The 26,363-nt window shown below is 66.0% G+C and carries 24 protein-coding genes; 13 read left to right on the forward strand and 11 right to left on the reverse strand.

What is annotated here, in order from left to right:
- Nucleotides 1–684: 684 nt before the first annotated feature.
- The 7 genes from adhP to pdxH all read right to left on the reverse strand — a co-directional run bounded on the left by adhP (nucleotide 685) and on the right by pdxH (nucleotide 8,547).
- Nucleotides 685–1,746, reverse strand: coding sequence for an alcohol dehydrogenase AdhP (gene adhP, locus B3T59_RS08470; RefSeq protein ID WP_005206626.1), 1,062 nt, complete (start codon nucleotides 1,744–1,746; stop codon nucleotides 685–687).
- Between the two features lie 400 nt (nucleotides 1,747–2,146).
- On the reverse strand, nucleotides 2,147–3,232 hold the full coding sequence (locus B3T59_RS08475; RefSeq protein ID WP_039855923.1) for an isopenicillin N synthase family dioxygenase: 1,086 nt from the start codon (nucleotides 3,230–3,232) through the stop codon (nucleotides 2,147–2,149).
- 55 nt (nucleotides 3,233–3,287) lie between these two features.
- Nucleotides 3,288–4,580: an MFS transporter gene (locus B3T59_RS08480; RefSeq protein WP_005206629.1), complete on the reverse strand. Its 1,293-nt coding sequence runs from the start codon at nucleotides 4,578–4,580 to the stop codon at nucleotides 3,288–3,290.
- A 54-nt stretch (nucleotides 4,581–4,634) separates the two neighbouring features.
- Nucleotides 4,635–5,351, reverse strand: coding sequence for a hypothetical protein (locus tag B3T59_RS08485; RefSeq protein ID WP_039855927.1), 717 nt, complete (start codon nucleotides 5,349–5,351; stop codon nucleotides 4,635–4,637).
- Between the two features lie 5 nt (nucleotides 5,352–5,356).
- Nucleotides 5,357–6,769, reverse strand: a complete 1,413-nt coding sequence (locus tag B3T59_RS08490; protein WP_005206631.1) for a hypothetical protein — start codon at nucleotides 6,767–6,769, stop codon at nucleotides 5,357–5,359.
- 126 nt (nucleotides 6,770–6,895) lie between these two features.
- A complete protein-coding gene (locus B3T59_RS08495; RefSeq protein ID WP_039855928.1) occupies nucleotides 6,896–7,690 on the reverse strand; it encodes a hypothetical protein in 795 nt (264 codons plus the stop codon).
- 161 nt (nucleotides 7,691–7,851) lie between these two features.
- A complete protein-coding gene (gene pdxH, locus B3T59_RS08500) occupies nucleotides 7,852–8,547 on the reverse strand; it encodes a pyridoxamine 5'-phosphate oxidase (protein ID WP_051993886.1) in 696 nt (231 codons plus the stop codon).
- A 185-nt stretch (nucleotides 8,548–8,732) separates the two neighbouring features.
- Here pdxH and B3T59_RS08505 point away from each other — a divergent pair, with 185 nt between their 5' ends.
- The 4 genes from B3T59_RS08505 (at nucleotide 8,733) to B3T59_RS24575 (ending at nucleotide 13,480) form a co-directional block, all read left to right on the forward strand.
- Nucleotides 8,733–9,860: a citrate synthase 2 gene (locus B3T59_RS08505; protein WP_005206634.1), complete on the forward strand. Its 1,128-nt coding sequence runs from the start codon at nucleotides 8,733–8,735 to the stop codon at nucleotides 9,858–9,860.
- Between the two features lie 56 nt (nucleotides 9,861–9,916).
- The gene (serC, locus tag B3T59_RS08510; RefSeq protein WP_005206635.1) at nucleotides 9,917–11,062 is read left to right on the forward strand and encodes a phosphoserine transaminase; all 1,146 of its coding nucleotides are present in this window, start codon (nucleotides 9,917–9,919) and stop codon (nucleotides 11,060–11,062) included.
- Nucleotides 11,063–11,269: 207 nt separating this feature from the next.
- Nucleotides 11,270–12,229 (forward strand): septation protein SepH, encoded by a 960-nt coding sequence (gene sepH / locus B3T59_RS08515; RefSeq protein ID WP_039855935.1) that lies wholly within the window; start codon nucleotides 11,270–11,272, stop codon nucleotides 12,227–12,229.
- A 12-nt stretch (nucleotides 12,230–12,241) separates the two neighbouring features.
- Nucleotides 12,242–13,480, forward strand: a complete 1,239-nt coding sequence (locus tag B3T59_RS24575; RefSeq protein ID WP_005206637.1) for a DUF6928 family protein — start codon at nucleotides 12,242–12,244, stop codon at nucleotides 13,478–13,480.
- Between the two features lie 50 nt (nucleotides 13,481–13,530).
- On the opposite strand, the gene B3T59_RS08525 is transcribed toward B3T59_RS24575, so the two are convergent.
- Together B3T59_RS08525 and B3T59_RS08530 are read right to left on the reverse strand one after the other, a co-directional pair.
- Nucleotides 13,531–13,881 carry a DUF2537 domain-containing protein gene (locus tag B3T59_RS08525; protein WP_005206638.1) on the reverse strand — a complete coding sequence of 117 codons (351 nt, stop codon included), beginning with the start codon at nucleotides 13,879–13,881 and terminating at the stop codon, nucleotides 13,531–13,533.
- Complete coding sequence (locus tag B3T59_RS08530) at nucleotides 13,878–14,750, reverse strand: TrmH family RNA methyltransferase (protein ID WP_287002001.1); 873 nt, start codon at nucleotides 14,748–14,750, stop codon at nucleotides 13,878–13,880. Before B3T59_RS08530 ends, B3T59_RS08525 begins: the two co-directional genes overlap by 4 nt.
- Before the next feature lie 66 nt (nucleotides 14,751–14,816).
- Between B3T59_RS08530 and B3T59_RS08535 the strand changes: the two genes are divergently transcribed.
- The gene (locus B3T59_RS08535) at nucleotides 14,817–16,058 is read left to right on the forward strand and encodes a GNAT family N-acetyltransferase (protein ID WP_287002002.1); all 1,242 of its coding nucleotides are present in this window, start codon (nucleotides 14,817–14,819) and stop codon (nucleotides 16,056–16,058) included.
- A gap of 131 nt (nucleotides 16,059–16,189) precedes the next feature.
- Here the strand turns inward: B3T59_RS08535 and B3T59_RS08540 are convergent, their stop codons facing one another.
- The gene (locus B3T59_RS08540) at nucleotides 16,190–16,633 is read right to left on the reverse strand and encodes a MarR family winged helix-turn-helix transcriptional regulator (RefSeq protein WP_005206641.1); all 444 of its coding nucleotides are present in this window, start codon (nucleotides 16,631–16,633) and stop codon (nucleotides 16,190–16,192) included.
- Nucleotides 16,634–16,731: 98 nt separating this feature from the next.
- Complete coding sequence (locus B3T59_RS08545; protein ID WP_251721944.1) at nucleotides 16,732–18,303, reverse strand: NCS2 family permease; 1,572 nt, start codon at nucleotides 18,301–18,303, stop codon at nucleotides 16,732–16,734.
- Between the two features lie 24 nt (nucleotides 18,304–18,327).
- Between B3T59_RS08545 and B3T59_RS08550 the strand changes: the two genes are divergently transcribed.
- From B3T59_RS08550 to B3T59_RS08585, 8 genes are all read left to right on the forward strand, one after another.
- Nucleotides 18,328–18,576, forward strand: a complete 249-nt coding sequence (locus tag B3T59_RS08550; RefSeq protein WP_005206643.1) for a DUF2530 domain-containing protein — start codon at nucleotides 18,328–18,330, stop codon at nucleotides 18,574–18,576.
- Between the two features lie 111 nt (nucleotides 18,577–18,687).
- Nucleotides 18,688–19,641: an esterase/lipase family protein gene (locus tag B3T59_RS08555; RefSeq protein WP_064904246.1), complete on the forward strand. Its 954-nt coding sequence runs from the start codon at nucleotides 18,688–18,690 to the stop codon at nucleotides 19,639–19,641.
- A 213-nt stretch (nucleotides 19,642–19,854) separates the two neighbouring features.
- Complete coding sequence (locus B3T59_RS08560) at nucleotides 19,855–20,661, forward strand: enoyl-CoA hydratase-related protein (protein WP_251721943.1); 807 nt, start codon at nucleotides 19,855–19,857, stop codon at nucleotides 20,659–20,661.
- 33 nt (nucleotides 20,662–20,694) lie between these two features.
- On the forward strand, nucleotides 20,695–21,444 hold the full coding sequence (locus B3T59_RS08565; RefSeq protein WP_287002003.1) for an SDR family NAD(P)-dependent oxidoreductase: 750 nt from the start codon (nucleotides 20,695–20,697) through the stop codon (nucleotides 21,442–21,444).
- A gap of 30 nt (nucleotides 21,445–21,474) precedes the next feature.
- Nucleotides 21,475–23,190 carry a class I adenylate-forming enzyme family protein gene (locus tag B3T59_RS08570; RefSeq protein ID WP_287002004.1) on the forward strand — a complete coding sequence of 572 codons (1,716 nt, stop codon included), beginning with the start codon at nucleotides 21,475–21,477 and terminating at the stop codon, nucleotides 23,188–23,190.
- Nucleotides 23,187–24,407: an acyl-CoA dehydrogenase family protein gene (locus B3T59_RS08575; protein WP_251721940.1), complete on the forward strand. Its 1,221-nt coding sequence runs from the start codon at nucleotides 23,187–23,189 to the stop codon at nucleotides 24,405–24,407. Before B3T59_RS08570 ends, B3T59_RS08575 begins: the two co-directional genes overlap by 4 nt.
- A gap of 13 nt (nucleotides 24,408–24,420) precedes the next feature.
- Entirely contained in the window at nucleotides 24,421–25,566 is a 1,146-nt protein-coding gene (locus tag B3T59_RS08580; protein ID WP_251721939.1) for an acyl-CoA dehydrogenase family protein, read from the forward strand.
- A gap of 48 nt (nucleotides 25,567–25,614) precedes the next feature.
- Nucleotides 25,615–26,292: a TetR/AcrR family transcriptional regulator gene (locus tag B3T59_RS08585; protein ID WP_064861411.1), complete on the forward strand. Its 678-nt coding sequence runs from the start codon at nucleotides 25,615–25,617 to the stop codon at nucleotides 26,290–26,292.
- Nucleotides 26,293–26,363: the final 71 nt, after the last annotated feature.

A 26,363-nucleotide genomic window follows, 5' to 3' on the forward strand; every position in this document is an offset into this window, starting at 1 on the left:
CCGCTGATCGCCCCAACCCCCCTGCCGGGGCTTTCCCCCGCTGATCGAGCTTGTCGAGACCACCCCGCCCGACCCCACCCCCCTGATCGAGCCTGTCGAGATCACCCGCCGCGCGCAGTGGTCTCGACCTGGGTGCTCGCTGCGCTCGCGCCCGCTCGACCAGCGGGGGCTGCCGTTTCGCAGTCGGGCCCGGCCCGCCGATCGAGCCCCACCCCGCCGATCGAGCCCCAACCCCGCTGATCGAGCCCCACCCCGCTGATCGAGCCTGTCGAGATCACCCGCCGCCCGCAGTGGTCTCGACCTGGGTGCTCGCTGCGCTCGCGCCCGCTCGACCAGCGGGGCGCCCGGCCCGCTGATCGGACCCCGTGCGACACCTTGCCCGACGCCCACCAAACCCTCACACCGCAGCGCGCGTACACAACTCGGTCGTCAGCGCGACGCCGAGACAATAATCTCCTCGGCGCCCCGCTCACGTCACGATTGTGTACGCACCCCGGCTCCAGCCAGACCTTGCGACCCGCATGCACGGCAGCATCACGGCCAGGCTAGATGTGTGTCGAACCGAAGGATATGTGTGCTGCAGCACCCACATCTTTCGATACGACACACATTTCTCGATATGAGTGCGCCCGCGACGCGTCGAACACGTTGTGCGGTGGCCGGAGCCGTTCCAAACAACGGCGCTCAGCCGGCGTCCTTGGCCATATCCATCACCACGCGGCCCTCGATCTTGCCGTGCTCCATCTCGTCGAACACCGCGTTGATGTCGGTCAGACTGCGGACCGAGTAGGTGGGCGTGATCTTGCCCCGCGCGTAGAAATCGAGCGCCTCACTCATGTCCTTGCGGGTTCCGACGATCGAGCCGCGCACGGTCAACCCGAGCAGCACCGTGCTGAAGATGTCGAGCGGGAACTGATCCGGCGGAAGACCGACCAGGACGACGGTCCCACCGCGACGCAGCGCGCTGATCGCTTGCGGAAACGCGTGCTTGTTGACGGCCGTGACGAGTGCACCGTGAACGCCGCCACCCGTGGCCTCCTGCAGTTCGGCGCCCGGGTCGGCAGACGTCGCGGCATTGACCGTGATCTCGGCGCCGTGATGGCGGGCGAGTTCGAGCTTCTCGTCGTCGACGTCGAAGGCCGCCACCCGACGACCCATCGCGATCGCATACTGCACCGCGATGTGCCCGAGTCCGCCGATACCGGAAATCAGCACCCACTCACCGGGTTTGGTGTCGGTGCACTTCAGTCCCTTGTACACGGTGACGCCCGCGCACAGGATCGGGCCGACGGCGGCGAGATCGGCACCTGACGGGATGATGGGACAGTAGCGTGAGTCGACGAGCATATAGCGGCCGAATGAACCGTCGACCGAGTACCCGCCGTTCTTCTGGTTAGGACACAGTGTCTCCCAACCGGTTTCGCACCATTCGCATTCGCCGCAGGCACTCCACAGCCACGCGTTTCCGACGACGTCGCCCACCTTGATACGGGTAACGTCGTCGCCGACAGCAACGACGGTCCCGACTCCCTCATGGCCCGGCACGAAGGGCGGCTCCGGCTTGACGGGCCAATCTCCGTGCGCCGCATGGAGATCGGTGTGGCAGACGCCCGTGTAATCGACGCGCACCAGCGCCTCGTTTCCAGTGGGAGTCGGAACGTCGATCGAGTCGACAGTCAGCGGCTTGGTGAAGTCATGGACGACGGCTGCGCGCATCGTCGAAGGGGTTTGCGAGGATGTGGTCATTGTGCTCTCCTGCACGGTCTTTGCACGTCTCGACGTTCGGACGCGGTGGCATCAGCCGTATCGTCCTTATCCCGCCCCAGAGGATTCGCATGACGCCCACGTCCTTGCCGCCGGCGACGATCCGCCGACCCACCCGACACACGTACCCTCAATGCCGTTATATCAGCGATACGCACGACGCCGCGCGGTTCGTTACAGTTCTGCCACCCCGAAACCCTACAGGCGAGACCCAGTCGCTCGAACTGCGTACGGGCTCGGGCGCAGTCCAAGTCATGATCGGTGCGTACGCGCTGAACACTCCGGTACGAGTTCTTCAGGGCTACGGGTTCGGCGGCTGGGTGATCGTTCCCTGACAAGTCCGACCGCGGCCCTTGACCACCGGACACCGGCCGTGAGCGATCTACTGCTGCCCGAGTCCCCGCTGCATCGCACGCTGGACTCGGGCAGCTTCACGTTTGGCGTACGGATTTGCTTGTCCTGCACGTGATCCGGCGAGTTTCGCACCGATGTGCTCGCCCACCGTGATCGGCGAGTACCGGCTTCCGGCGCCGACGCACGACGGAAGTGTGGAGATCGTCGCGTCGATGTTGCCGTCGTGAAAGTAGGCGGCGGAGCGTCGGCGTTCGATACTCCCGTCGACGATCGGCGGCTTGACCCGATGCAGCGTCGACATCCAGCGCTCATTGGTCCAGCGGGCCATCAGATCACCGAGGTTGATCAGTAATGCCCCGTCCTCGGGAGCGACGTCGTGCCACTGTCCGTTGCCGTCGAGCACCTGCAGACCGCGCACCTGGTCGGCCCAGAGCACGGTGACGATGCCGTAGTCGGTGTGCTCCCCCATGCCCGTCAGCTCGCCGTCGAGCTCAACCTCGCCGGGCGGCAGCGCGTAGTTGTTCATGCGCAGCACGTCGAGTGAGTGGTCGGTGTAGCCGTCGAAGAAGTCGGGCGGGAGGTCCAGGGCGTCGGCGAAGATCTTGGTCAGGGTGTGCGCGACCCGTCGAGCCTCGGCAAAGTATGTCGACACCGCGGCCTCGAAGTGGTCGACCTGCGGCCAGGTGTTGTCGGCGTACTGGTCGTCGGGGAGCTCGAGATCTGGGTACTCCTTGGCTTCGACGCCGACGTTGTATGCCTCGAAGAAGTCGTTCATGCGATTCGCTGATTCGACGCCGAGCGACAACGAGAGTGATTCGGACTTCGGCGGCGCGTACCCGCGATTGATCTCCGGCGGGGTGCGATACGCCTTCTTCTGGTCGAGGGGTAGCGCGAAGAAATCGTCGAGCACCGCGGTGAACTCGTCGATCACGGCCGATGGAATCTCGTGCCCCACAATCTGCATGAAGCCCACCGAACTGGCGGCGTCGTCGATCTGCGCGGCGACGACGGCTTTGTCGGCGGCGCTACCGCCCGCGATATACGGCGTGATGTCGATGAGCGGGACACGAAAGCCGCTGCGCGATTCCCCGACGGTGACAGTCATGCGCTCCATCTTGGCATCGAAATCTCTGATCCGCTGGTCAGGGCATCGTCGACGATCTCGACGCTCAGCCCTGGCCTTCGGCCCGTTCGGTGATGGTGCGCCCGATGCGATATCGCACGAATGCCGGAACCACAAGCGCGGCAAGGACTGTGCCGATCACGACGAGCACACCACCACCGGTCGTGGTGAGTGCGACGCCGATCGACACCGCGACCGCGCCATGCACGACGTCGGCGATTCGCGGACCACCGGCGACGACGACGATGAACACGCCCTGCAGTCGACCGCGCACGTCGTCGTTGGCCGCGGCCAACAGGATCGACTGACGGAATGCCGCCGACGCCATGTCGGCGGCACCACCGATCATCAGCAGCACCAGGGCAACCGGGAGCCACGGCATTGCGCGACCATGAGCAAATCCCACCGCGATACCCGCACCGGCGATCGCGACGCCCCAAATAATGACGCACACAATGACAGCCAGGCCCTGCCGTTGGACGCGGCTCACCCATCCGGAGAAGACACCGCCGATCACGGCACCGGCAGGGATTGATGCGAACAACAGCGCGAACGCCCAGCCGCCGTCGATCGGCCCGCCGAAGTTCTCGTGGGCCATCTGCGGAAACAGCGCCCGCGGCATACCGAAGATCATGGCAATGAGGTCGACCACGAACGACACCATCAGGATCTTGTGCGCCCCGAGATAGCGCAGACCGTCGATGACCGAGCGAAGCCCGGGCACCTTGGGCGCGTCGCCACTGAGTGGCCGCAGCGCGGGCAACATCACGACTGCCGCGAGCGTCGGTACCAGGAAGATGGTGTCGAGGAGATAGAGGAGCGGATAGCCGAGTATCGGGATCAGTGCGCCACCGACGAGCGGCCCGGCTATCGCGCCGGCCTGCATGACCGTCATGTTCAACGACAGCGCTGCCGGCAACTCTTCGTCGGGAAGCAGTCTCGGCAGAACTGCCGTACGCGTGGGCTGGTTGACCGCGAAGAATGCCTGCTGAATCGCGAAGAGCGACAGGATAATCCAGACATTCCCGACACCGAAGGCCGACTGCGCCCAGAATGCCGCACTGCACGCGATCAGTCCTATCGTGGTGCAGATCAACAAGATTCGACGATCCAGCACGTCGGCGAGCGCCCCGCCCCACAGACCGAAGATGACGAGTGGCACCAAACCGAAGAGTCCGGTGAGTCCCACATATGCGGAACTGCCTGTGATGGTGTAGATCTGGGCCGGTACCGCGACGATCGTCAGTTGAGCGCCGATGACGGTGACGATGTTCGCCACCCAGAGACGCCGAAAGTAGATATTGCGCAGAGGCGTCGTATCGGCGAGCAGGCGGGGCACCGAAGCAGTTTAGCGACACGTACTACCAGCGAGTGAATCCCGTTGGCGTATTACCTACTGGGCGGCCGGGCCCTGCGTCGCCTGCGCGAGAGCCTGCAACGACACCCATGTCGCCGGGAGGAACTTCTCCTGCGCAACGCGGCCCATTGCCAGCCCGCTGCCGAGCACCGGCTCGTAGTCGAATCCGACGACGGCAGCCACGCTCGCGCCGACGGTGTCGATCAGCAGTGTCCGGAGCGACGCCTGATTCGGTAGCGGAATGGGGTTGTTGAGCACGACGACGGACCGTTCGAGCACGCCCGCCTTGTGCCACTCGGACAAGAACGGGCGCGCCCGGTTGAGGAGATCAGGCCGTACATTGAGCACGATCACCGGCGTGACCTTGTCGACCAATACGTCGTCGGTGAGATCGGCAAGTGATGTGAGTAGACGCGCACCGGCGTCGACGACCGGCACGGCGCCGTTGCCCCAGACTTCCTCGACCGTGTCGACCACCGATGCTCCTTCGGCGGCGAGGTGGAGGCCGGTACCGAGTTCGCTTCGCAGCAACGACGGGTCGCCACGTCCCTGTAGCCGCAACTCGATATCGCAGTCGTTGCCCGATGCGTCAACCCACCACGACGCGGCGCCGAGCGTCGTCGCCGCTCGATATTCAGCGAGAAGAGCTGAGATCACCGACGTTCCGACACCACCGGCAGAGCCCACCACGACGACCGCGTGTGGCATCGCGGCCGCCTGTTGAGTTGCTCCCTGCACGCTGGTGTCGGACATGTCGATCAGCGGCCTGCTGCGTGCCGACCCACCTTGGCGACGGCGGGTGCTGCTTCGTCGGACTGAGATACGTCTGTCTTGGTCGCGTCCGCCGGGGCGTCGACTGTCGCTGCCACCGGAGTCGACTGTGCCGCAACGCCTTCCGTGGCCGCTGCATCGTCGGGCAGTGCGTGGCGACCCACGGCCTCCTGGGGCCAGTTGACCTCGGAGCCGGGAACCTGAGCGTCGAGACTGCCCGTCATCTGCTTGGTCAGCTCGCGGAAGTGCTTCTCGAGCGCAGCGCCGAGCGGCCCGAGTGCCTTGTACGGCGCCTGCGCCTGCTCTGCCGACCACGTGGTGGTCTGGTTGCCAACCTTCACGTTGACATCGCCGCGATAGTTGACCACGTAGTCGACGCCGGGCAGCCCCTGTTCGGCGGCTGACTCAGCAGGAACCGACAACTCGAACTGGTTGATGCTGGGATCGACCGGCTCAGGCTTGGCGTGCTTGGGCTGCTTGGGATTTCCGTTCTCGTCGAGCTTCCAGGGCTCCTGCGGGTGCGCACCCGGATCGCCTGCGCCTAGCGTGTACGCGGCGATGCCACCGATGGTGCCGCCGATCGTCGCGCCGAGGGCGGCTCCGCCGACAGCGCCTGCTGCCGCTCCGCCTGCCATGCCGATCGGGAGGCCGATGAGAGCGCCGACGGCGCCCCCCGAGAGTGTTCCCACGCCGGGCACCGAAACCGGGGTCAGGGCAACGGCGCCGACACCGGCACCGACGCCCGCACCGACCGCTGCGCCCGGGAGCACGCCGACAAGCGCTCCGGGAATGACACCGGCGGCAGCACCTGCGGTACCACCGATGGCCACGCCGATGATCGTGGCCGCGGCCTGACGCGACGCTTTGTCCTTCGGCACGCCGAGGGAGATCAGGTTCTGGACGATCTTGGCCTCACCGTAGGCCGACCACGCGTTGATGGAGTTGACATCCTTGTCCGACATGCCGTCGGGTATGTCGGTCACGAAGTTTCCGACGCGAATCTTGTTGGGCGGCGGCGCAATCGGACGCACCGGCGCAACGGGCTTCGGCGCCTGGAGCGGCGCGTCGGGTACGGGGCTGTAGTACGTGCTGTAGCCGGGGTCGGTGTAGCCCGACTCCTCATACTGCGGGGCAGCGGTGTACGGCTGGTAAGGAGCTTCTTGGGGCGGGGCCGGGATCGAACCAGCACCGGGGACGTTGATCGGCGCGGATGGTTCGGGCGCCGGCGTCGGAGCCGTACCGCCCTGTTGGGGTGCGGTATCGGTCGGCGCGGTGCCACCCTGCTGCGGCACGGAATCGTTGGGGTTCGTTCCGCCCTGTTCCACAGCTGCCGCCGAACCGGCACCCAACGCAGTCGCGATGGAGGCGACAAGAACCGCAGAGGTGACCGCCGTCTTCATCGAAGGTCGGCGTACGTCCAATGCTGCTTCGCGAGTCCGGTTCTTGGCTGACCGTGTCATCGTCGCGTTGTCCCCCTCATTACTTCTCGACCTGAGACCGAGAACCCCGAATAGTGGCGTTGAAAATCAGTTTTCAGACTTGATCGACGTGATCCAGTACTTGCCACCGGCCTGCACAGTACTGATGGTCTGCTGGTAGACGATCGGCGCCCCGCCATTCGGCGGAGTCTCGGTGAGCGTCACACCATAGGTGTTGTTCCCTTGATCAGTGATCGAGAGGCAGTGACTGGTGCCGACGCCGCGTTGGTCGATGAACTTCTGCATGACATCGACAGCAGCGACCGCGTTCGGCGTCGTCACAGCTTTGGCTTTCTGAGCGCTTTTGTCGACGTAATACGCATAGTTGAACGCCTTGATCACGTTGGGGCCCGAACTCTGGTCTCCCGCACCAGCTCCCGTGGTCACGGCGCCATTCACGCTGGCAGGGCATGTGATAGACGCAGTGGTGCTTTCTGTCGGACCGACTGGCGACGGCCGCGCAGTGGTCGACTCGCGTTCGTCGGACCCCGACAGAGCGACACCGAGAACAGTTGCGATCACCGCGATTACGAGGATCCCTGCCCCCGCGCCGACGAGTGTTCCTCGCCTCTTGTGCCAGGTGCGCGGACCTGCCGCGTTCTCTCGCTTCTGGCGAGTGTCCTCGCGCAAGCGTTCGGCCTGGGAGGTGAGGAAGGCGTCGAGCTCCTGCGAGGGAGAGGCTGACCCGGATTCCTCGCTCGACGAAGCGGTATCCGAACCGGCGACTTTCGAGGCCACCAATACACTCGACGACTCGCGCGCGAGTTCGTGCATCGGAGTCGTACCCGAGGTAGGCCACGGCGGGAGGTCGGCAAACCACTGCTCGAGATCGCTCTCGCTCAACCAGCCCTCCCCAACTGTCGCAACCACTCCCCGAACATGCTGCCGCGAAGCTTAACGCATGCGAAGAACTTGGTCACGAAAACACGGCCCCCTGTGGACCGGCAGATGGGTCTTGTCGTACCGCCCGCTTGGCTCCCGCCCCTGTGACCTTGGCGAAAGCTCTACGGCTGCAACCGAGCCGACCGCCAGCAACCGTCGATCATGGTCAACCGCACCCGGTTGTGCAGTCGGTTGGCTCGGCCCTGCCAGAACTCGACGAAGACCGGTTCGATTCGGTACCCACCCCAATTCGACGGCGTGGGTACTGGATCGCCGTCGTCGAATCCGCCGAACTGCTCGGCGACCGACGCCGCCTTGGCTTCGAGCTCGGCACGGCTACCGATCTCGCGTGACTGTTCCGACGCGTAACCCGACAATTGAGAGCCGCGCGGGCGGTTGTTCCAATACGCCTGCGTCTCGGCGTCGCTGACCTTGGTCACAGGCCCGCGAAAGTGAACCTGTCGTTCCAATGCGATCCATGGAAACGTCACGGCGGCAAAAGGGTTGGCGGCGAGGTCGTGCCCCTTGTCAGACTCGTACCCGGTGAAGAACACGACGCCCCCGGCGTCGACTCCCTTGCACAGCACGGTCCGTGTGGCCGGAAGTCCGTTCACGTCGACTGTTCCGAGCACCATCGCGTTGGGTTCGGGGATGCGCGCGGCAACGGCTTCGCGCAACCACACAATGAACAGTTCGAGCCACGGCGGCTCACCGTCGAGCCAGCTCGGATCGAGATTGTCCCGCACCCCGTCTGCGCCAGCCGCTCGATCGCCGTCGCCGACGTTGGGTGGGATGCCGCCGCCGTAACCGACGCGCATACCGGGCAGGTCGATGGGGTCGTTGTCCACGACGCCGACGGTACTCCCCGACCCGACCCGTCACCGCCCATTGGGAGAGGCGTCCCGCTGTGCCGCACCTGATGGAGTGACCTAGAGTGCTGGGGTGGCGCCGCAGCCCCGCGCCACGCACTTCCCACGGTGTTGCGTGGAGAGAGGTGGCCCCTGTGGCGAACAGCATTCCCGACGACTTCGTACCGGGACTCGAGGGCGTCGTCGCCTTCACGACCGAGATCGCCGAACCGGACAAGAACGGCGGTAACCTGCGCTATCGCGGGGTCGACATCGAGGATCTGGTCGAGAACGCCGTCACCTTCGCCGATGTATGGGCCCTACTCGTCGACGGCCGGTTCGGCGACGGACTACCGCCCGCAGAACCATTCCCGCTGCCCATCCACACCGGCGATGTCCGCGTCGACGTGCAGGCCGCGCTGGCCATGCTCGCCCCCATCTGGGGCTACCAGCCACTGCTCGACATCGACGACGCCACCGCACGCGCCAACCTCGCGCGCGCGTCGGTGATGGCGCTCTCGTACGTCGCGCAATCGGCACGCGGCATCCACCAACCCGCAGTGCCGCAACGGATTATCGACGAATGCCCGACCGTCACCGCCCGATTCATGACGCGGTGGAAGGGCGAACCCGACCCGAAACACATCGCGGCGATCGACGCCTACTGGGTGAGTGCAGCCGAGCATGGACTCAACGCATCGACCTTCACTGCGCGGGTGATCGCGTCCACCGGAGCCGACGTCGCGGCGTCGCTCTCGGGAGCCATCGGAGCGATGTCGGGACCGCTACACGGCGGCGCACCGGCGCGGGTGTTGCCGATGATCGAAGAGGTCGAAAAGACCGGTGACGCAAGAGGTTTGGTCAGGGGAATCCTCGACCGCAAAGAGAAGCTGATGGGCTTCGGGCACCGCGTGTACCGAGCCGAGGACCCGCGAGCACGCGTATTGCGCCGCACCGCATCGGAACTCGACGTCCCGCGCTATGAGGTGGCCGCCGCACTCGAGCAGGCCGCGCTGACCGAACTGCGCGAGCGACGCCCGGACCGGGCCATCGAAACCAACGTCGAATTCTGGGCGGCAGTCATCCTCGACTTCGCCGAGGTACCACCCCACATGATGCCGGCGATGTTCACCTGCGGGCGCACCGCCGGCTGGTGCGCACACATTCTCGAGCAGAAGCAGCTCGGCAAGCTTGTCCGCCCCGCGGCGCTCTACACCGGTCCCGCGCCGCGTCGACCCGAGGACGTCGAGGGGTGGGGCGACGTCGTCAAACCGGGGTTGTAAGCGCGCGGGGAGGGGCGGAACGCAGTGGTCGGCACCACATCCCTAGAATTGCGGGCATGAGCGACGTCGCCATCGAATCCATCACCATCCCCGCAGAGCTGCTGCCCTCCGACGGCCGGTTCGGCTGCGGACCGTCGAAGGTGCGCCCCGAGCAACTGCAGTCTCTGGTCGACATCGGAGCGTCGGTGATTGGCACCTCCCACCGCCAGGCGCCGGTGAAGAACGTCGTCGGCTCGATCCGCGCGGGTCTCGCCGACCTGTTCTCGCTGCCCGAGGGCTACGAGGTGGTGCTCTCCAACGGCGGCACCACTGCGTTCTGGGATGCGGCGGCGTTCGGCCTGATCAAGCAGCGTTCGCTGCACCTGACCTACGGCGAGTTCAGCTCCAAGTTCGCGACGGTCGCCAAGAAGGCGCCGTTCCTCGACTCCCCCGCGGTGATCTCCACCGATCCGGGAACCGCACCGGATCCGGCGGCTCTGACCGTCGACGACTTCGGCGGCGTCGACCTCATCGGGTGGGCCCACAACGAGACGTCGACCGGTGTTGCTGTGCCCGTCGTCCGTCCCGCGGGCTCCGACGACGCGCTGATCGCCATCGACGCCACGTCGGGCGCAGGCGGCCTGCCGGTCGACATCGCCGACACCGACGTCTACTACTTCGCACCGCAGAAGTGCTTCGCCTCCGACGGCGGCCTGTGGATCGCGGTGATGAGTCCCGCTGCCCTCGAGCGCATCGACCAGATCGCCCACACCGATCGCTGGTGCCCGGAGTTCCTGTCGCTGCCGACGGCCGTCGACAACAGCGCGAAGAACCAGACGTACAACACGCCTGCACTCGCGACGCTGCTGCTATTCGACAACCAGATCCAGTGGATGCTGGGCAACGGCGGACTCGACTGGTGCGTCGCGCGTACGGCCGACTCCAGCTCGCGCCTGTACTCGTGGGCCGAGGCCAGCGAGTTCGCGACATCGTTCGTCGCCGACCCGGCGCTGCGCAGCCAGGTCGTCGGAACGATCGACTTCACCGACGACGTCGACGCCGCGCAGGTCGCAAAGGTGCTGCGCGCCAACGGGATCGTCGACACCGAGCCGTACCGCAAGCTCGGGCGCAACCAGCTCCGCATCGGCATGTTCCCGGCGATCGAGCCCGACGATGTCAGCACCCTGACCGCCGCGATCGACTACGTCGTCGGCAAGCTCTGACGTTTTCCGCACAGACGCGGCTCGAGTTGGCAGACGCGGTTGGTACACCGACCGCGTTTGCACGTTCGGGCCGCGTCTGGCGCTTGCAGGGCCGCACGTTTGGGTGCGACCTGCGGATTTGCCGCGTGTCCCGACCGTCCCACGCGTGTCTGTGGTCTAACCTGACGACAATGCCCGCACTCATGGCCACCAGAGGAGGAGCAGATGATGCGTGAACTTCGGGTCGTCGGCGTCGACGTCGACGGCTCGCATGTCATCTGCCAGGACACCGAATCCGGTGAGCGTTTCAAGCTCGACGCCGACGAGCGGCTCCGCGCGGCCGCCCGCGGTGACCTCTCCCGCCTCGGACAGATCGAGATTGAAATGGAATCGTCGCTGCGCCCCCGAGAAATCCAGTCCCGCATCCGTGCGGGCGCGAGTGTCGAGGAGGTCGCGGCAGTCGCCGGAGTGCCGAAGGACAAGATCGAGCGCTTCGCCCACCCGGTGCTGCTCGAACGTCAGCGCGCGACCGAACTCGGCGCACTCGCCCACCCCATCCGCCACGACGGACCGTCGACCGAGACGCTCGGCGACACGGTGACCGAGGGACTCGCCGCGTACGGCCAGAACCCCAACGAAGCGACCTGGGACGCCTGGAAGGGCGACGACGGACAGTGGGTCGTTCAGGTCAACTGGCAGGTCGGGCACACCGAGCATCATGCGCACTGGCGCTTTTCTCCCGGCTCGCACGGCGGAACCGCAGTTCCGCTCGACGATCTCGCCGAGGAGCTCATCCACCCCGAGACGATCGAACCGCGACGTCGACTCATCCCGGTGAGCACGCCGACGATCACGCCCGCCGACGACGACCACGAGGAAGTCACCTTCGACGCCAACGCGTTGATCGGGGCTCAGCGCTCGCGGCACGTCGAGGTGCGGGTGGAGCACGACACCTACACTCTCGACTTCGGGATCGACGACGACGCCGCGCAGGAGCCGACCGTCGTCGACGAAGCTCCGGCCACGGACACCGATCGCGGCACTCAGGACGCACCGACAGGCTCGGACACGTCGACGTCGACCACCGACGACAAGCCGACCGAGCATCGTCGTCGCAAGTCACGCAAGCCTGCAGTGCCCGCCTGGGAAGACGTGCTGCTCGGCGTGCGCAGCAACGGGAACAGCTGAGCACCGGCCTCCATGTCCGCACGCGCAGTCACTCTGTGGTTCATCGACACCGACACTCCCGTCGACGTTCTCCGATCCGGCGTCACCAACGACGTCGACGCGGCCAAGAAGCTGGCGTCGGCAATCTATGGCGACAGCGTCCTCGTCCCGTCCGTCGACACCAACCTCGCCGCGGCGATGGACTCCGACGACTCGCAGGTATACGCGGGTTTCTACGGTCCGCTGACCGTGGTGTCGTGTTCGCTGTTCGCGACGTCGAAGCCGTCGACGTTGACGCGCACCGTCGAGACCATCCGCACCGCGGCGTCGATTCCCGAGAGCGCCGCGGCAGTACTGCTCTACACCGAACCCGATTCTGCGACAGGCGTTTTCGCCCGGTGGGAAGGCGGAACGCTTCGACGCTCGTTTGCCGCCGATCCCGTCAGCATCATCGAAGACGACGGCCTGCCGTACCCGTTCGAGAAGCCGTTCTGGGGAGGTGAGCATCCGCTTCGGTATGCCCCGGGTGTCGCACCCGATCCGCTGGCGTTGCCGTTCCATCCGCAGCAGCTCGCCGAGCAGGGCAACCGCGAGTGGTTGGGATTCCGCTTCACCCGGCCGCTAGCACCGAGCGACCTGGAGCCATTGACGATTCCCGTCACCGGATTCGCCATCCGGCCCGCAGACTACGAACCGACCGAGGCCGACGACGAGCGCTACCGCGAGGCCAGCACCACGGCCGCTGCGGCCACCGCTGCTGCAACCGCAGCCGCGGCGAGCGCGCGCGAACAGGCACTGCAGGCCGAGCGCGCGCCGGAACCGCGGCCCGTCGTCGACTCTCCGCCTGAGCCGCCTGCTCCGACTCCCGCGGACACGCCCGCCGTCGGCATCCCGATCGCCGAACCGATCGCTCCGGCGCCGGTGGCCGAGGGGGTTGTGGCCGAGGGAGCGGGGGCCGAGGGGCAGGACGAACCCGTGGTCGAGGCCGAGGTCGTCGAGCCTGATGTGGTCGAGGCTGATGTGATCGAGCCCGGGGTGGTCGAGCCTGGGGCGAGTCGGCCGGGAGCGCTCGACTTCGGGCCGCGTGACGCACCGGGAGTCGCGGCCGTCGAGGACGCTGTCACCGCGCCGGTTCCGTCGGTGTCGTCGAATGGTGTCGGCGGGGCAGGGGATGTCGAAGCAGGGCTACCCGCGGACGGCGAGTACGTCGACGAGTCGGCCGGCTGGACGCGCCGCGTCGCGCGGTACTTCGGCTTCGGCGCCGATACATAGGCTCGAGCACGACAGTCTGGCCGACCAGAAGTCCAGGTCAGAAGTCCAGCTCAGGGGTTCAGGAACGCCAGGGCGATCGACGACCCAACTCCGGCGAGAAAGCCGATCATCGAGCCCCACACGATCCACCGCCACACGGGTCGGTCGCGTAGTGGCCAGAGTGTCCAGCCGAGTCCTCCAGCGACGAGGATCGCCACGGCGACTCCGATCCAGCGAGCTGCCGCCGACCACGGCGTGATGTCGGCGACGAGCGTGTAGAGGCCGACGAGCAGCAGCGAACAGTAGATCGCACACGTCGTCGCGACGAACAGTCCGCTCGCCCATGGCGTCGGTTCGCCGCGGTCCATTCCCACCGATGACAGTGCCGACGCGGTCGGGTCGTCGAACTCGGCGAGGCTCACCGATCTATCGTCCCTGATCGGACACGCTCGTAAAAGGCGATCGCCGCTGCGGTCGCGACGTTGAGCGAATCCGTGCCCCGGCTCATCGGAATGCGTGCCGCGACGTGGGAGCCCCGGATGGCGGTCTCGCTGAGACCGGGGCCCTCGGCTCCGACGAGTACGGCCACCTTGTCGGCGGAGACCGCGTCGGCGAGCGGGACCGCGGACTCGCGCGGGGTGAGCGCCACCGTCGTGAAGCCGTGATCGGCGAGGAGGTCGAGCGCGCCGCGCCAGTCGTCGAAGCGAGCGTGCGGCACGAGAAGCGCGTGACCCATCGACACGCGCACGCAGCGTCGATACAGCGGATCGGCGCAGCCGGCACCGAACAGGACGGCGTCGACGCCGAGGCCCGCCGCGTTGCGGAAGATGCTGCCGATGTTCTCGTGGTCGTTGACGCCCTCGAGCACGGCGATGGTCCTGGCGTTCGCGAGCGCGTCGTCGACCTCCAATGCGGCTGGTCTGCGCGCCACGCCCAGCACTCCCCTGTGGAGATGGAATCCGACGATCTCGGCCATCACCTCGGCGCTCGCGCGATAGAACGGCACCCCGGACAGGCTCGGGTTCCGCAGGTCGTCGGACAGCTCGTTGAGTCGCTTGTCAACGCCCAGAAAGGCGTGCGGGGTGAACCGCGACGCGATCATGCGTTGAGCCACCAGCACGCCCTCGGCGATCACGAGCCCCTTGCCCGGTCGGCCGCCCGGCAGCGTCGGCAGGTCGGGGCGGCGGTCGACGGAGTTGAGGTCGCGGAAGTCGTCGACGCGCAGGTCGGTGGGGTCGTCGATGTCGATGACGTCGACCGCCAGAGGTGGGGCTGATACAGGCTCGGACACGCGGTCCAGTCTGCCGTAAGCAGTCCGAATTGTTTCTCACGCCCACCCATGTGACACGGTTGAGGAGTGAGATCACCGGACAATCGCAACAACACACTCGACCTCGGACGGGCCACCGACGCCGATTGGAACGAGATCATCACCACGGATGCTCGCGCGTTCGCCATGCGAAATCCCATTTCCGACGACGAGCGCACCGATCTCCGCGGGAAGGTCTCCGACGACGACGTCGTGCTGGTCCGAGACTCCTGGCACGACGACCGTCCACTCGTCGGGGTGTCGATGTTCTACCGGATGCAGATGACGGTCCCCGGTGGTGCACAGGTTCCCGCGGCCGGCCTGTCCTGGGTGTCGGTCGCGTCGACGCATCGTCGACGAGGAATTCTGCGTCGGATGATCACCGAGCTGTTCTCTCAGTGGGAGAGCGAGGGTTTCGCGTTCGCGATCCTCACCGCGTCGGAGGGGACCATCTACGAGCGGTTCGGGTTCGGCCCGGCATGCTTCGCCGAGAGCGTCGAGGTGACCCCCGGACAACCGACGCTGCGCGCCGAGGCGCCCGATCACCCCGAGGTCTACTTCGGCACCCCCGAGCAGGTCGCCGCGACGATCCCCGACATTCACGCACGGTGGGCGCGCACACGCCCGGGCGCGCTCGCGCGGACACCGCAGTGGTGGGCTCCGATCCTCGCCGACCGACCGTCGGAGCGTCCCCCGGCCGCCAGCGGCCTGCACTACCTGCTGCACCCCGACGGCTATGCGAGCTACCGCATCCACAAGAGCTCTGCCGGCCAGGTGCGCGGCGAGGTGGAGGAACTGTTCGCGATCACCGACGACGCACACACCGAGCTGTGGCGGGTGCTGCTCGGACTCGACCTGGTGCCGTCACTGACGGCGTCGATCCCGGTCGACGATCCGCTGCGTGCCAAGCTCACCGACCTGCGCTCGGCTCCGGTCACCGGACGCTCCGACAAGATGTGGGTGGCGATCCTCGACGTCGCCGCCGCGCTCGGCGCACGCACGTACTCCGCAGACCTCGACATCGTCCTCGAGGTCACCGACGGGTACCGGGAGCGCGCGGGAGTCTTCGACGTATCGGTGCGGAACGGTGGCGCGATCGTCGCGCCGTCGACGTCGAATCCGACTGTGCGCATGGATATTTCGGTGCTGTCGAGTTTGTTCCTCGGCGGGGTGCAGCCGTCGCTGTTCGCGAGCGCGGGACGCCTGTGGACAGACTCCGACGACACGCTGCTCGCGCTGACCCAGGCGTTCGCCGCCGACCGCGCACCGTTCTCGGGGACGTTTTTCTGACCTCGACAGGCTCGATCAGCGTCGGGGTTGGCTCGACCGGCGAGTGATCTCGATCAGCGTCGGGGGTGGCTCGACCGGCGGGACGGGGCGCTCGACCGGCGGGACGGGGCGCTCGACCAGCGGGGCGCCGCTCAGGTGGGCTCGTCGGTTTCGCTGATCAGTTTGGCGAGGACCGGCAGGGCGCTGCGGAGGGTTGCGCGCTCATCGTCGGTCAGGGCGTCGATCTGATCGGAGAGCCAGGCGCGTCGAGCGGCGTGCTCGGCGACGATGACCTCCTCGCCCGCGGGAGCCAGCGTCACGATGGCCTGACGCCCGTCGGTGGGGTGCGGCGCGCGCTCGATCATGCCGAGATCGGATAGCGATGCCAGCACGCGCGTCATCGACGGCGGCTTGACGCGCTCTGCGGCCGCCAGCGCGCCGGGCGTCATCGCGCCCTCGATGTGCAGCGTCGACAATGCCGACAACTGGGTCAAAGATACGAGTTGGTTCTGTCTACGAAGGCGAAGTCGCCGCGCCAAGCGCACAATCGCTAGCGCCAGGGCACCCGATAAACCGTCGTCGGTCGGTGTACTCACGGACCTTACATTAGTTTGCCGCACAGCATTTGCAGTACTGACCGGCCGTTTTCACAACTCGAACGGACGACATTGGGTCGAATTGCCCGGTTTTGTGGTCAACTGATCAGGTTGGAGATGGGTTCGCGCGCGAAGTAGAGAGCGAAGACGATCGCGATCGCCCACATCAACGGGTGCACCTTGCGCGCTTTGCCCGCCGCTGCGGCCATCACCACCCAACTGATGAATCCGACGCCGATGCCGTTGGCGATCGAGTAGGTGAACGGCATGGTGACGATCGTCAGGAACACCGGGAGGGCGTACTCGAACTTCGTGAAGTCGATGCGGGTCACCTGACCCATCATCAGCGCACCGACGATGACCAGTGCAGGCGCGACGGCCTCGGACGGGATGACCTCGTACAGCGGCGTCAGGAACATCGCCACGATGAACAGTCCACCGGTCACGATGTTGGCCAGGCCCGTTCGGGCACCTTCGGCGATGCCAGACGCCGACTCGACGAAGACTGTGTTCGACGACGACGACGCCACACCGCCCACGATCGCACCGGTGCCCTCGACGACCAGCGCCTTACCGACGCCGGGCAGATTGCCCTTGTCGTCGGCGAGTCCGGCCTCGCGGCCGAGACCGGTCATCGTGCCCATCGCGTCGAAGAAGTTCGACAGCACCAGCGCGAAGACGAACACACACGCCGCAAGCACGCCGATTCGAGTGAAGGCACCGAAGAGGTCGACGTTGCCGACGAGACTCAGATCGGGCAGTCCACCTGCCGAGTCGGGGATCTTCGGCACCGACAGCGACCAGCCGCCCTGCTTCTGCGCGCCCGAGCCGAGATGCAGCGTCGACTCCAAGATGATCGAGATGATCGTCGTGATGATGATGCCGAGGAGCAGACCACCCGGCACCTTCATCACCATCAACGCGCCCATGAGCAGGACGCCGATCACGAAGACGAGCGTCGGCACCGTGGTGATCGAGTTGCCGAAGCCGAGCTGGACCGGCGTGGTGGTGCCCGCGGCGTCGGGGATGCGGCGGACGAACCCGGCGTCGACGAATCCGATGAACGCCACGAAGCAGCCGATACCCGCTGCGATCGCTGCTTTCAGTTCTGCGGGAACAGCATTGAACACCGCGGTGCGGAATCCGGTGATCGCCAGGATGACGATGATGATGCCGTCGACCACGACCAGCCCCATCGCCTCGGGCCAGGTGACCTCGGGGACGATGGTCACCGCGAGCAGGCTGTTGATGCCCAGACCGGTGGCGATGGCGAAGGGATAGTTCGCGACGAGTCCGAAGATGATCGACATGACGCCCGCGACGAGCGCGGTGACGGCCGCGACCTGCGCGATGGGCAGCACGTTGCCGAGGACATCGGCATTCTTGGACTCGCCCGGTATGCCGCCGATGATGATCGGATTGAGCACCACGATGTAGGCCATCGTGAAGAACGTCACCAGACCGCCGCGCACCTCGCGGTTCAGCGTCGAACCGCGTTCGCTGACCTTGAAGAAGCGGTCGACAGCCCCGAACCTCCGCGTCGGTTCCGCCGACTGGGCGCTCGGTTGCGCCGACTGGGCGTCCGGTTGCGCCGACTGGGCGCTCGGTTCAGCCGACTGTGCGTCGGCGTTCGATGGCTGTGTCGGATCACTCGAGGGATCGCTTGTCACAAGGGGGAAGTTACCCTGTCCTCCGTGGCCGATGAACCCGAGATCCCCCAATTGCCGCAATCGCTGCGGGCACCCGAGCCGGTGATCGTCGTCGGTATGGTCGCGTGGCTGGTGGCGACGATCGTCGTGTGGGCCACGGGTTGGGGCGGCGGTCGGACGCTGGCCGTGTGTCTCGTCGGCCTCGCCGTCGGCGTAGCGGGCACAGGCGTCTTCCTCCTCCAGCGCGCGGCATCTCGACGCGGCGACCGGACTGCGCAACGCGGGCTGGACTGAACGACAACCACCGACTGAGCGCCGACCTCCGAGCAAGCAGCGCGGCGTCGACGACACGCTTTTCGACGCAACCCACCCGCGCGCACCAAGCACTTGCTAGGTTAGGTGTTCATGCGGATTCGGGGTTTCTCACTACTCGTTGCGGTCGCTGCGGCACTCGGCTTGCTCGCCGGGACGACGACTGCGGGCACCGCGTCGGCGGCTCCTCTACCGGTGACGTTCAACTTCTTCTCGGGCATCGCGCCGGAGTTGGCAAATCATGGCGGATCGCTCCCGGGCTCCAACGACTTCTCCTGCCGCCCGACGTCAAAACATCCCTACCCCGTGGTGCTCGCACACGGAACGGGCGGATCGCAGCAAACCAATTGGGGCACATACGTTCCGCTGCTGAAGAACGAGGGCTACTGCGTCTTCGCGCTCACCTACGGGGCACTCGATGAGCTGCCGTGGCCAGGTCCTGCCGTCGGCGGAATGGGACTGATCGAAGACAGCGCAGCACAATTCGGGCGTTTCGTCGACAAGGTCCTCGCCGCGACGGGTGCATCCAAGGTCGACGTCGTCGGACATTCGCAGGGCACCGTCGTGCCCGCGTACTACGCGAAATACCTTGGCGGACGGGGCAAGATCGACAAGCACGTATCGATCGCCCCGGCGTGGCGGGGTTCGACGGTGGCCGGGGCCGACCTGATCCTGCCGACGGTTCGCAAGCTCGGCATCTCGGCGGCACAGACTCCGCTCTGCCAGGGATGCGCCGAACTCGACCCCAGCTCGGACGTGATGCGCAAGATCGCTACGGGCGGCTACTACTACCCCGAGATCAGCTACACCAACATCGCAACCCGCTACGACGAGGCCGTCGTCCCGTACACGCTCGGTCTGCCGCCGGGTGGCTCCAACGTGCGCAACATCGTCGTCCAGGACGGCTGCCCGGTGGACTTCACCGAACACGCGGGCATCGCGGGTTCGCGTCGCGCCGCGTACTTCGTCCTGAACGCACTCGACCCCGCACACCCCCGCCCGGTTCCGTGCGACCGGGCAGCGCCGCTCAGCGGGAGCGCGTACTAGGCAGCGGCCAGTCGGCGTGACACAGCGACCAGTCGGCGTGACACGGCGCCCGGTCGGCACGAGGAAGCGCCCAGTCGACGTGCGTTGACTTGCGCGAACGACGATCCACTCCTTTGTGACCCTTGACACGTCAAACAGAGTGAATGTACGTTCATTCACTATGAAGTCCGAGTCACTCCGTCTCGGCGGCCATCATCGCGAAGGAGCACAGACATGAACTACGGCACCACCGACTACGAAGACATCGAGTACGTCGTGGAGGGCCCGACGGCGGTCATCACGATGAACCGCCCGCAGCGCTACAACGCATTTCGCGCCAAGACCGTCGAAGAGATGATCAACGCCTTCCGACGCGCCTGGGCCGACCGCAACGTGCAGGCCGTGATCCTGACCGGAGCGGGAGAGAAGGCCTTCTGTACCGGCGGCGACGTCAAGCAACGCGCCGAGACCGGCGACTACGGGCCGTCGGAGTCGGGCATGTTCGAGATCGGGAACTTGCACAAGGTGATCCGCGACATCCCCAAGCCCGTCATCGCCGCGGTCAACGGACTGGCCATCGGCGGCGGACACGTGCTGCATGTGCTGTGCGACCTGACCATCGCCGCGGATACCGCGCGCTTCGGCCAGTCGGGGCCCAAGGTCGGTTCATTCGACGCCGGATTCGGCTCGGCCTACCTGGCACGGGTCGTCGGCGAGAAGCGGGCGCGCGAGATCTGGTACCTGTGCCGCCAATACGACGCCGCCACCGCTGAGCGTTGGGGCCTGGTGAACTGGGTTGTGCCTGCGGCAGATCTGCTCGACGAGGCCAAGAAGGTCGCTGCCGAGATCGCAGAAAAGTCGCCGACGACGCTGCGCTTCCTCAAGCAGAGCTTCAACGCGGACTCCGACCATCAGGCGGGCCTCTCGAATCTCGCGATGAGTGCACTGGACCTCTTCACCCACTCCCCCGAGGGACTCGAAGGCGCAACAGCTTTCGCCGAGAAGCGCGCACCCGACTTCAACAAGTACGTCGGCGCCTGACCGCAGCAACCACAGACCACAGGAGCAAAAACCATGAGCACCAACAGCATCGCCGTCGTCACCGGCGCAGGATCGGGTATCGGTAAGGCCATCACCCTCGCATTCGCCGAGCAGGGCACCACAGTCGTCGCCGCCGATCTCGACCTCGACGCCGCCAAGCGCACCGCTGAGCAGAACGCGGCCATCATGCCGATGTCCGTCGACGTCGCCGACCGGGCCACCGTCGACGCGCTACGTGACACCGTCAACAACGAGGTCGGTATCGCCGACATCCTCGTCAATGCTGCGGGATGGGACCGCACAGACCAATTCCTCAACGCAAGCACCGAATTCGCAGAGAAGGTCGTCGCGATCAACTACCTCGGACCGGTCCACATGGCGAGCGCCTTTCTACCGGGAATGGTCGAGGCGTCGAAAACCGAAGGCTGGCAGGGCGGTCGGGTGATCAACCTCGCCTCCGATGCCGGACGAGTCGGTAGCGCAGGCGAATCCATCTACGCGGGCGCCAAGGGCGGTGTCATCGCCCTGAGCAAGTCGTTGGCACGAGAAATGGCGCGGCACCAGATCACCGTGAACGCCGTGTGCCCCGGCCCCACCGACACGCCGCTGTTCCAGGCTCAGCCCGACAAGCTCAAAGAAGCTCTCGTCAAAGCGATTCCGTTCCGACGACTCGCCCGTCCCGACGAGGTCGCAGCGCCCGTCCTGTTCTTCGCCTCCCCCGCGGCGTCGTTCATCACCGGCCAGGTGATCAGCGTCAGCGGCGGACTCACGATGGCCGGCTAGGGCCGACCCCGAGGTCAGGAGGAGATCATCATGAGCACCAACGCCAGTCACGACGCCGCAACACCGTACGTCTACGACGCAGCACAGTACCGCTCGTTCTTCGAGCACGAGTTCACGTATCTGAACGGCTTCCGCCGCAACGTGTCCCGATACGCGCACACCACCGCGATGATCGATCCGACGACCGACACCGAGTGGACGTACGCAGAGCTCGGCGCCGCAGTCGACTCGTTGGCCGCAGGCCTCGCCGCCCATGGTGTCGGCGACAGCGACGTCGTCGGATATCAGCTGTTCAACGGGCCCGAGTTCGCGCAGCTCTACCTCGCCACCCAGGCCGTCGGCGCCGTCGGGTCACCGATGAACTTCCGGCTGGCTGCCGGCGAGACGGCGGTCATCCTCGACGTGAGCAGGCCGTCGGTCTACATCTACGACACCGAACTCACCGACATGGTGTCCACGGCGATCGAGCGCGCCGAGCACACGCCGGACGTCCTGATCGGTGTCGGCACAGGCACTCTCGTCGACGGCCCGCGGTCGATCCGGTTCACCGACCTACCGGCAGACGCTCCGGCACCACGGACAACCCGCGGCGTGTTCGACGAGACCACCCGGCTCTACACGTCCGGCACCACCGGTATGCCCAAAGCCGTGCCGATGAACAGCGCGATCGAGATCTTCTCGGCGCATGACGTGATCATGCATTTCCCACTCTCGCCGGAGGATCGCACGCTGAACATGACCCCCTGGTTCCACCGGGGTGGACTCTATTGCGCCGGACCCAATCCCACGTTCTACCTCGGATCGTCGCTGGTGCCGATGCGTGTGTTCGACGCGGCGACGACACTCGACTGGGTCGAACGCTACGGACTGACATTCCTCATCGGTGCGCCGACCAACCTCGCGATGCTCGCTGCCGAGCAGCAACGTCGTCCGCGAGACCTGTCCAGCCTGAACGGCATCGTCACCATGGGCGCTCCCCTCGAACGCGACGCCGCACTGCTCTATCAGGAGGTGCTCACCCCCAGGATCTTCAACGGATACGGCAGCACCGAGGGGTTCTGGAACACCTTTCTGCGTCCCACGGACCTGCCCGATCACGCCGGAACCGCCGGACGCGCCTGCCTCGACGACGACGTGCGTGTCGTCCACGTCCGCGACGACGGGCAGCTGGCCGACCCGGACGACGTCGTCGCACGAGACGGCGACGAGGTCGGTGAAGTGATCATCCGCTCACCGAAATGTGCTGCGGCGTATTTCGATTCACCTCAGCAGGAGAAGGCGAAGTACAACGGTAGCTGGCTGCACATCGGCGATCTCGCCACCTGGGACATCGACGAGTTCATCACGATCGTCGGCCGCAAGGACGACATGCTCATCTCCGGCGGTGAGAACGTGCATCCGGTACAGGTCGAGGAGGCTCTGAACGGCCATCCCGCAGTGGCGGATTCGCTCGTCGTCGGGGTTCCCGACGATCGGTGGGGTCAACTCGTCGTCGCCTACATCGTGCCCGTCGACGGCGCCCACCCGTCCCCGGAGGAACTCGACGACTTCTGCCGTGAGCATCCGATGCTCTCGCAGTTCAAACGTCCGCGCGCCTATCGCATCGTCGAGTCGCTACCTGTCTCTGCGACCGGCAAGAAACTCCATTACCGGGCAACCGAATCCGCTGCCGCCGAGATGACGGCAGGCGAATTCGATGCCCCCGCAACCCTCACAACGTCGACAACCAACGGAGCCGCCCGATGAGCACCACCGCCAGCACGAAGTTCTCCGCACTCGACCCCCTCAACCTCGATCTCGGATACTCCGACGACGAACTGGCCGTGCGCGATTCGGTCCGCGGATTCCTCGCCGAACACGTGACCCCGTACATCGCCGAGTGGTTCGAGGAGGGCGGAATCCCGATCGCACGCGAGCTGTTCAAGCAGTTCGGTCAGCTCGGCGTTCTCGGCATGCACCTCGACGGATACGGCTGCGGCGGAGCGTCGTCGGTACATTACGGGCTGGCAAGCCTCGAACTCGAGGCCTGCGACTCGGGCATCCGGTCGATGGTCTCGGTGCAGGGTTCGCTCGCGATGTTCTCGATCTACAACAACGGCAGCGAAGAACAGAAGAAGCAGTGGCTGCCGTCCATGGCCGAGGGCACCACCGTCGGCTGTTTCGGCCTCACCGAGCCCGACGCCGGATCAGACCCCGCGTCGATGAAGACCCGCGCCAGGCGCGACGGCGACGACTGGATACTCGATGGCCGCAAAATGTGGATCACCAACGCCCCCATCGCCGACGTGGCCGTCGTCTGGGCGCAGACCGATCTCCCCGACGGTGGCGTGGGTGTGCGGGGCTTCATCGTGCCGACCGACACTCCCGGTGTTTCCACACCGGAGATCAAGCACAAGGCGTCGCTACGGGCGTCGACCACCGGTGAGATCGTCCTGGACAACGTACGGCTACCCGCGGATGTGCTGATGCCCGGGAACGACGACCTGCACAAGGGCAGAGGAATCAAGGCTCCGCTCTCGAGTCTCACCGAGGCCAGGTACGGAATCATCTGGGGATCGATCGGTGCGGCCCGTACCGCGTGGACGGCAGCGCTCGAGTATGCCACGCAGCGAACACAATTCGGCAAGCCGATCGCCGGATTCCAACTGACACAGGCGAAGCTCGCCGACATGGCTCTCGAATTGCAGAAGGGCCAGTTGCTGGCATACCACCTCGGACGTCTGAAGGATTCGGTAGGGCTGCGTCCCGATCAGGTCAGCTTCGGAAAACTCAACAACACCCGCGAGGCCATCGAGATCTGCCGCACCGCGCGAACCATATTGGGCGGCAACGGCATCTCTCTCGAATACCCGGTGATCCGTCACATGGTCAACCTCGAATCGGTACTCACCTACGAGGGCACCCCCGAGATGCACCAACTCGTCCTAGGCCAGGCCTTCACCGGCCAGAACGCCTTCCGCTGAACGGAGACCCCCCATGAGCGCACTCACCTACGACATCGAGCACAAGCAATTCCGCGACACCGCAGCACGATTCGTCGCCGAGCAGATCACTCCCTCCCACGAGAACTGGGAAACCGCAGGCCAATGGGACCGCAGCCTGTTCACCGAGGCGGGCAAGAATGGGCTGATCGGATTCGAGGTCGACGAGCAGTTCGACGGGCCCGGCGTCGACGACTTCCGGTACAACGCAATCCTGATCGACGAGATAGCACGTACCGGCGCGGCTGCCGAAGCGATCGCGTTCTCACTACAGAACGACGTCGTCCTCCCCTACCTCACCGAGCTGACCACCGACGAGCAGAAGTCGCGCTGGCTACCGGGCGTCGTCAGCGGGGAGACCGTGCTCGGCATCGCGATGACCGAGCCGGGGGCGGGCAGCGACCTCTCCGGCATCACCACATCGGCGGTCCGCGACGGCGATCACTACGTGGTCAACGGGTCGAAGACGTTCATCTCCAACGGCCGCAACGGCGACCTTTTCGTCGTCGCGACGAGGACGAGTGCGGACAAGCACAAGGGACTCACGCTGCTCGTGGTCGACGCCGCCACACCGGGTTTCGAGCGTGGCCGCAACCTCGACAAGATCGGGCTGCACGCACAGGACACCAGCGAGCTCTCCTTTCACGATATGCGGGTACCGGTGGCGAACCGTCTCGGCGAAGAGGGCGAGGGCTTCTACCAACTGGTGAGAAACCTTCCGCAGGAACGGCTCTCACTGTCGGTGGGCGCCATCGCGGCAGCCGAAGGTGTTTTCGCCCGCACCCTGGAGTATGTGAAGGAGCGCACCGCGTTCGGTTCGCCGATCGCGTCGTTCCAGAACACCCAGTTCGTGTTGGCCGAGCTCGCAACCGAACTCGACATCGCACGGACGTTCCTCGACGACTGCATCGCAGAACACGTCCGGGGAGAACTGAGCGCGGCACGGGCGGCGCGGCTGAAGTGGTGGGCAACCGAACTACAGGTCCGGACCGCGGACCGGTGCCTGCAACTGCACGGCGGATACGGCTACATGCGGGAGTATCCGGTGGCACGAGCATTCGTCGACGCGCGTATCCAGACCATCTACGGCGGGACGTCGGAGATCATGAAGACCATCGTCGCCAAAGATCTGGGGATCTGAGCGGCTACAGTGATGAACGGTGATTCACCGTTCGATGGAGGAGGACTCGTGGCGAAATCCGCAACCGCACGCTCGACGTCGGATCTGGCCGTCGAAGATGCGGTGCGCGCGGTCCGGGTCTCGTCGCGTCGGCGACAGTTGCTCGACGCCGCCGTGGCCGTCATGGAGCGCACCGGGTTTCACCAGATGTCGATGCAGGCGCTCGCCGACGAGGCGCAGGTCAGCGTCGGATTGTTCTACAAGTATTTCGGGTCGAAGGAGGACATCCTCCTCGCCGCCATCGTCGACATCCTGGAGAAGTTCCGCGATCAGTTGCAACCAGCGATGGACCTCGCGGGCGACGACCCCGTCGAACAACTCATCGCCGGTTTCCGCCAGTACGCGCGGATCGTCGACGAGAACCGCGATGCCGTCGTGCTGACGTATCGGGAGAGCCGCACGCTCGACGCGGAGGGTCGGGACCAGATCAAGCAGCTCGAGGTGGAGACGTCGGCGCCGATGCGCGACGCGATCACCGCAGCCATCGAGAACGGGTCGATGAAGGCGGACGTCGATGTCGACCTCGCGGTGTTCGATCTGATGATGCTCGCGCACGGGTGGGCGCTGAAGCACTGGCATTTCGCGCCCGCGCTGACGATCGACGAGTACGCGACGGCGCAGCTGCGGTTCGCTCTGCCGGCGCTGGTCGTCGGCGATCGGCTCGGCGGGTACCTGGCCGCGCTGTAGGGGTGGTCTCGACAAGCTCGACCAGCGGTGGTTGGGCTCGAGCGGCGGTTGGTGGTCTCGACAAGCTCGAC

It is taken from the genome of Gordonia sp. UBA7860 (assembly GCF_002500165.1).
Lineage (GTDB): Bacteria > Actinomycetota > Actinomycetes > Mycobacteriales > Mycobacteriaceae > Gordonia > Gordonia sputi.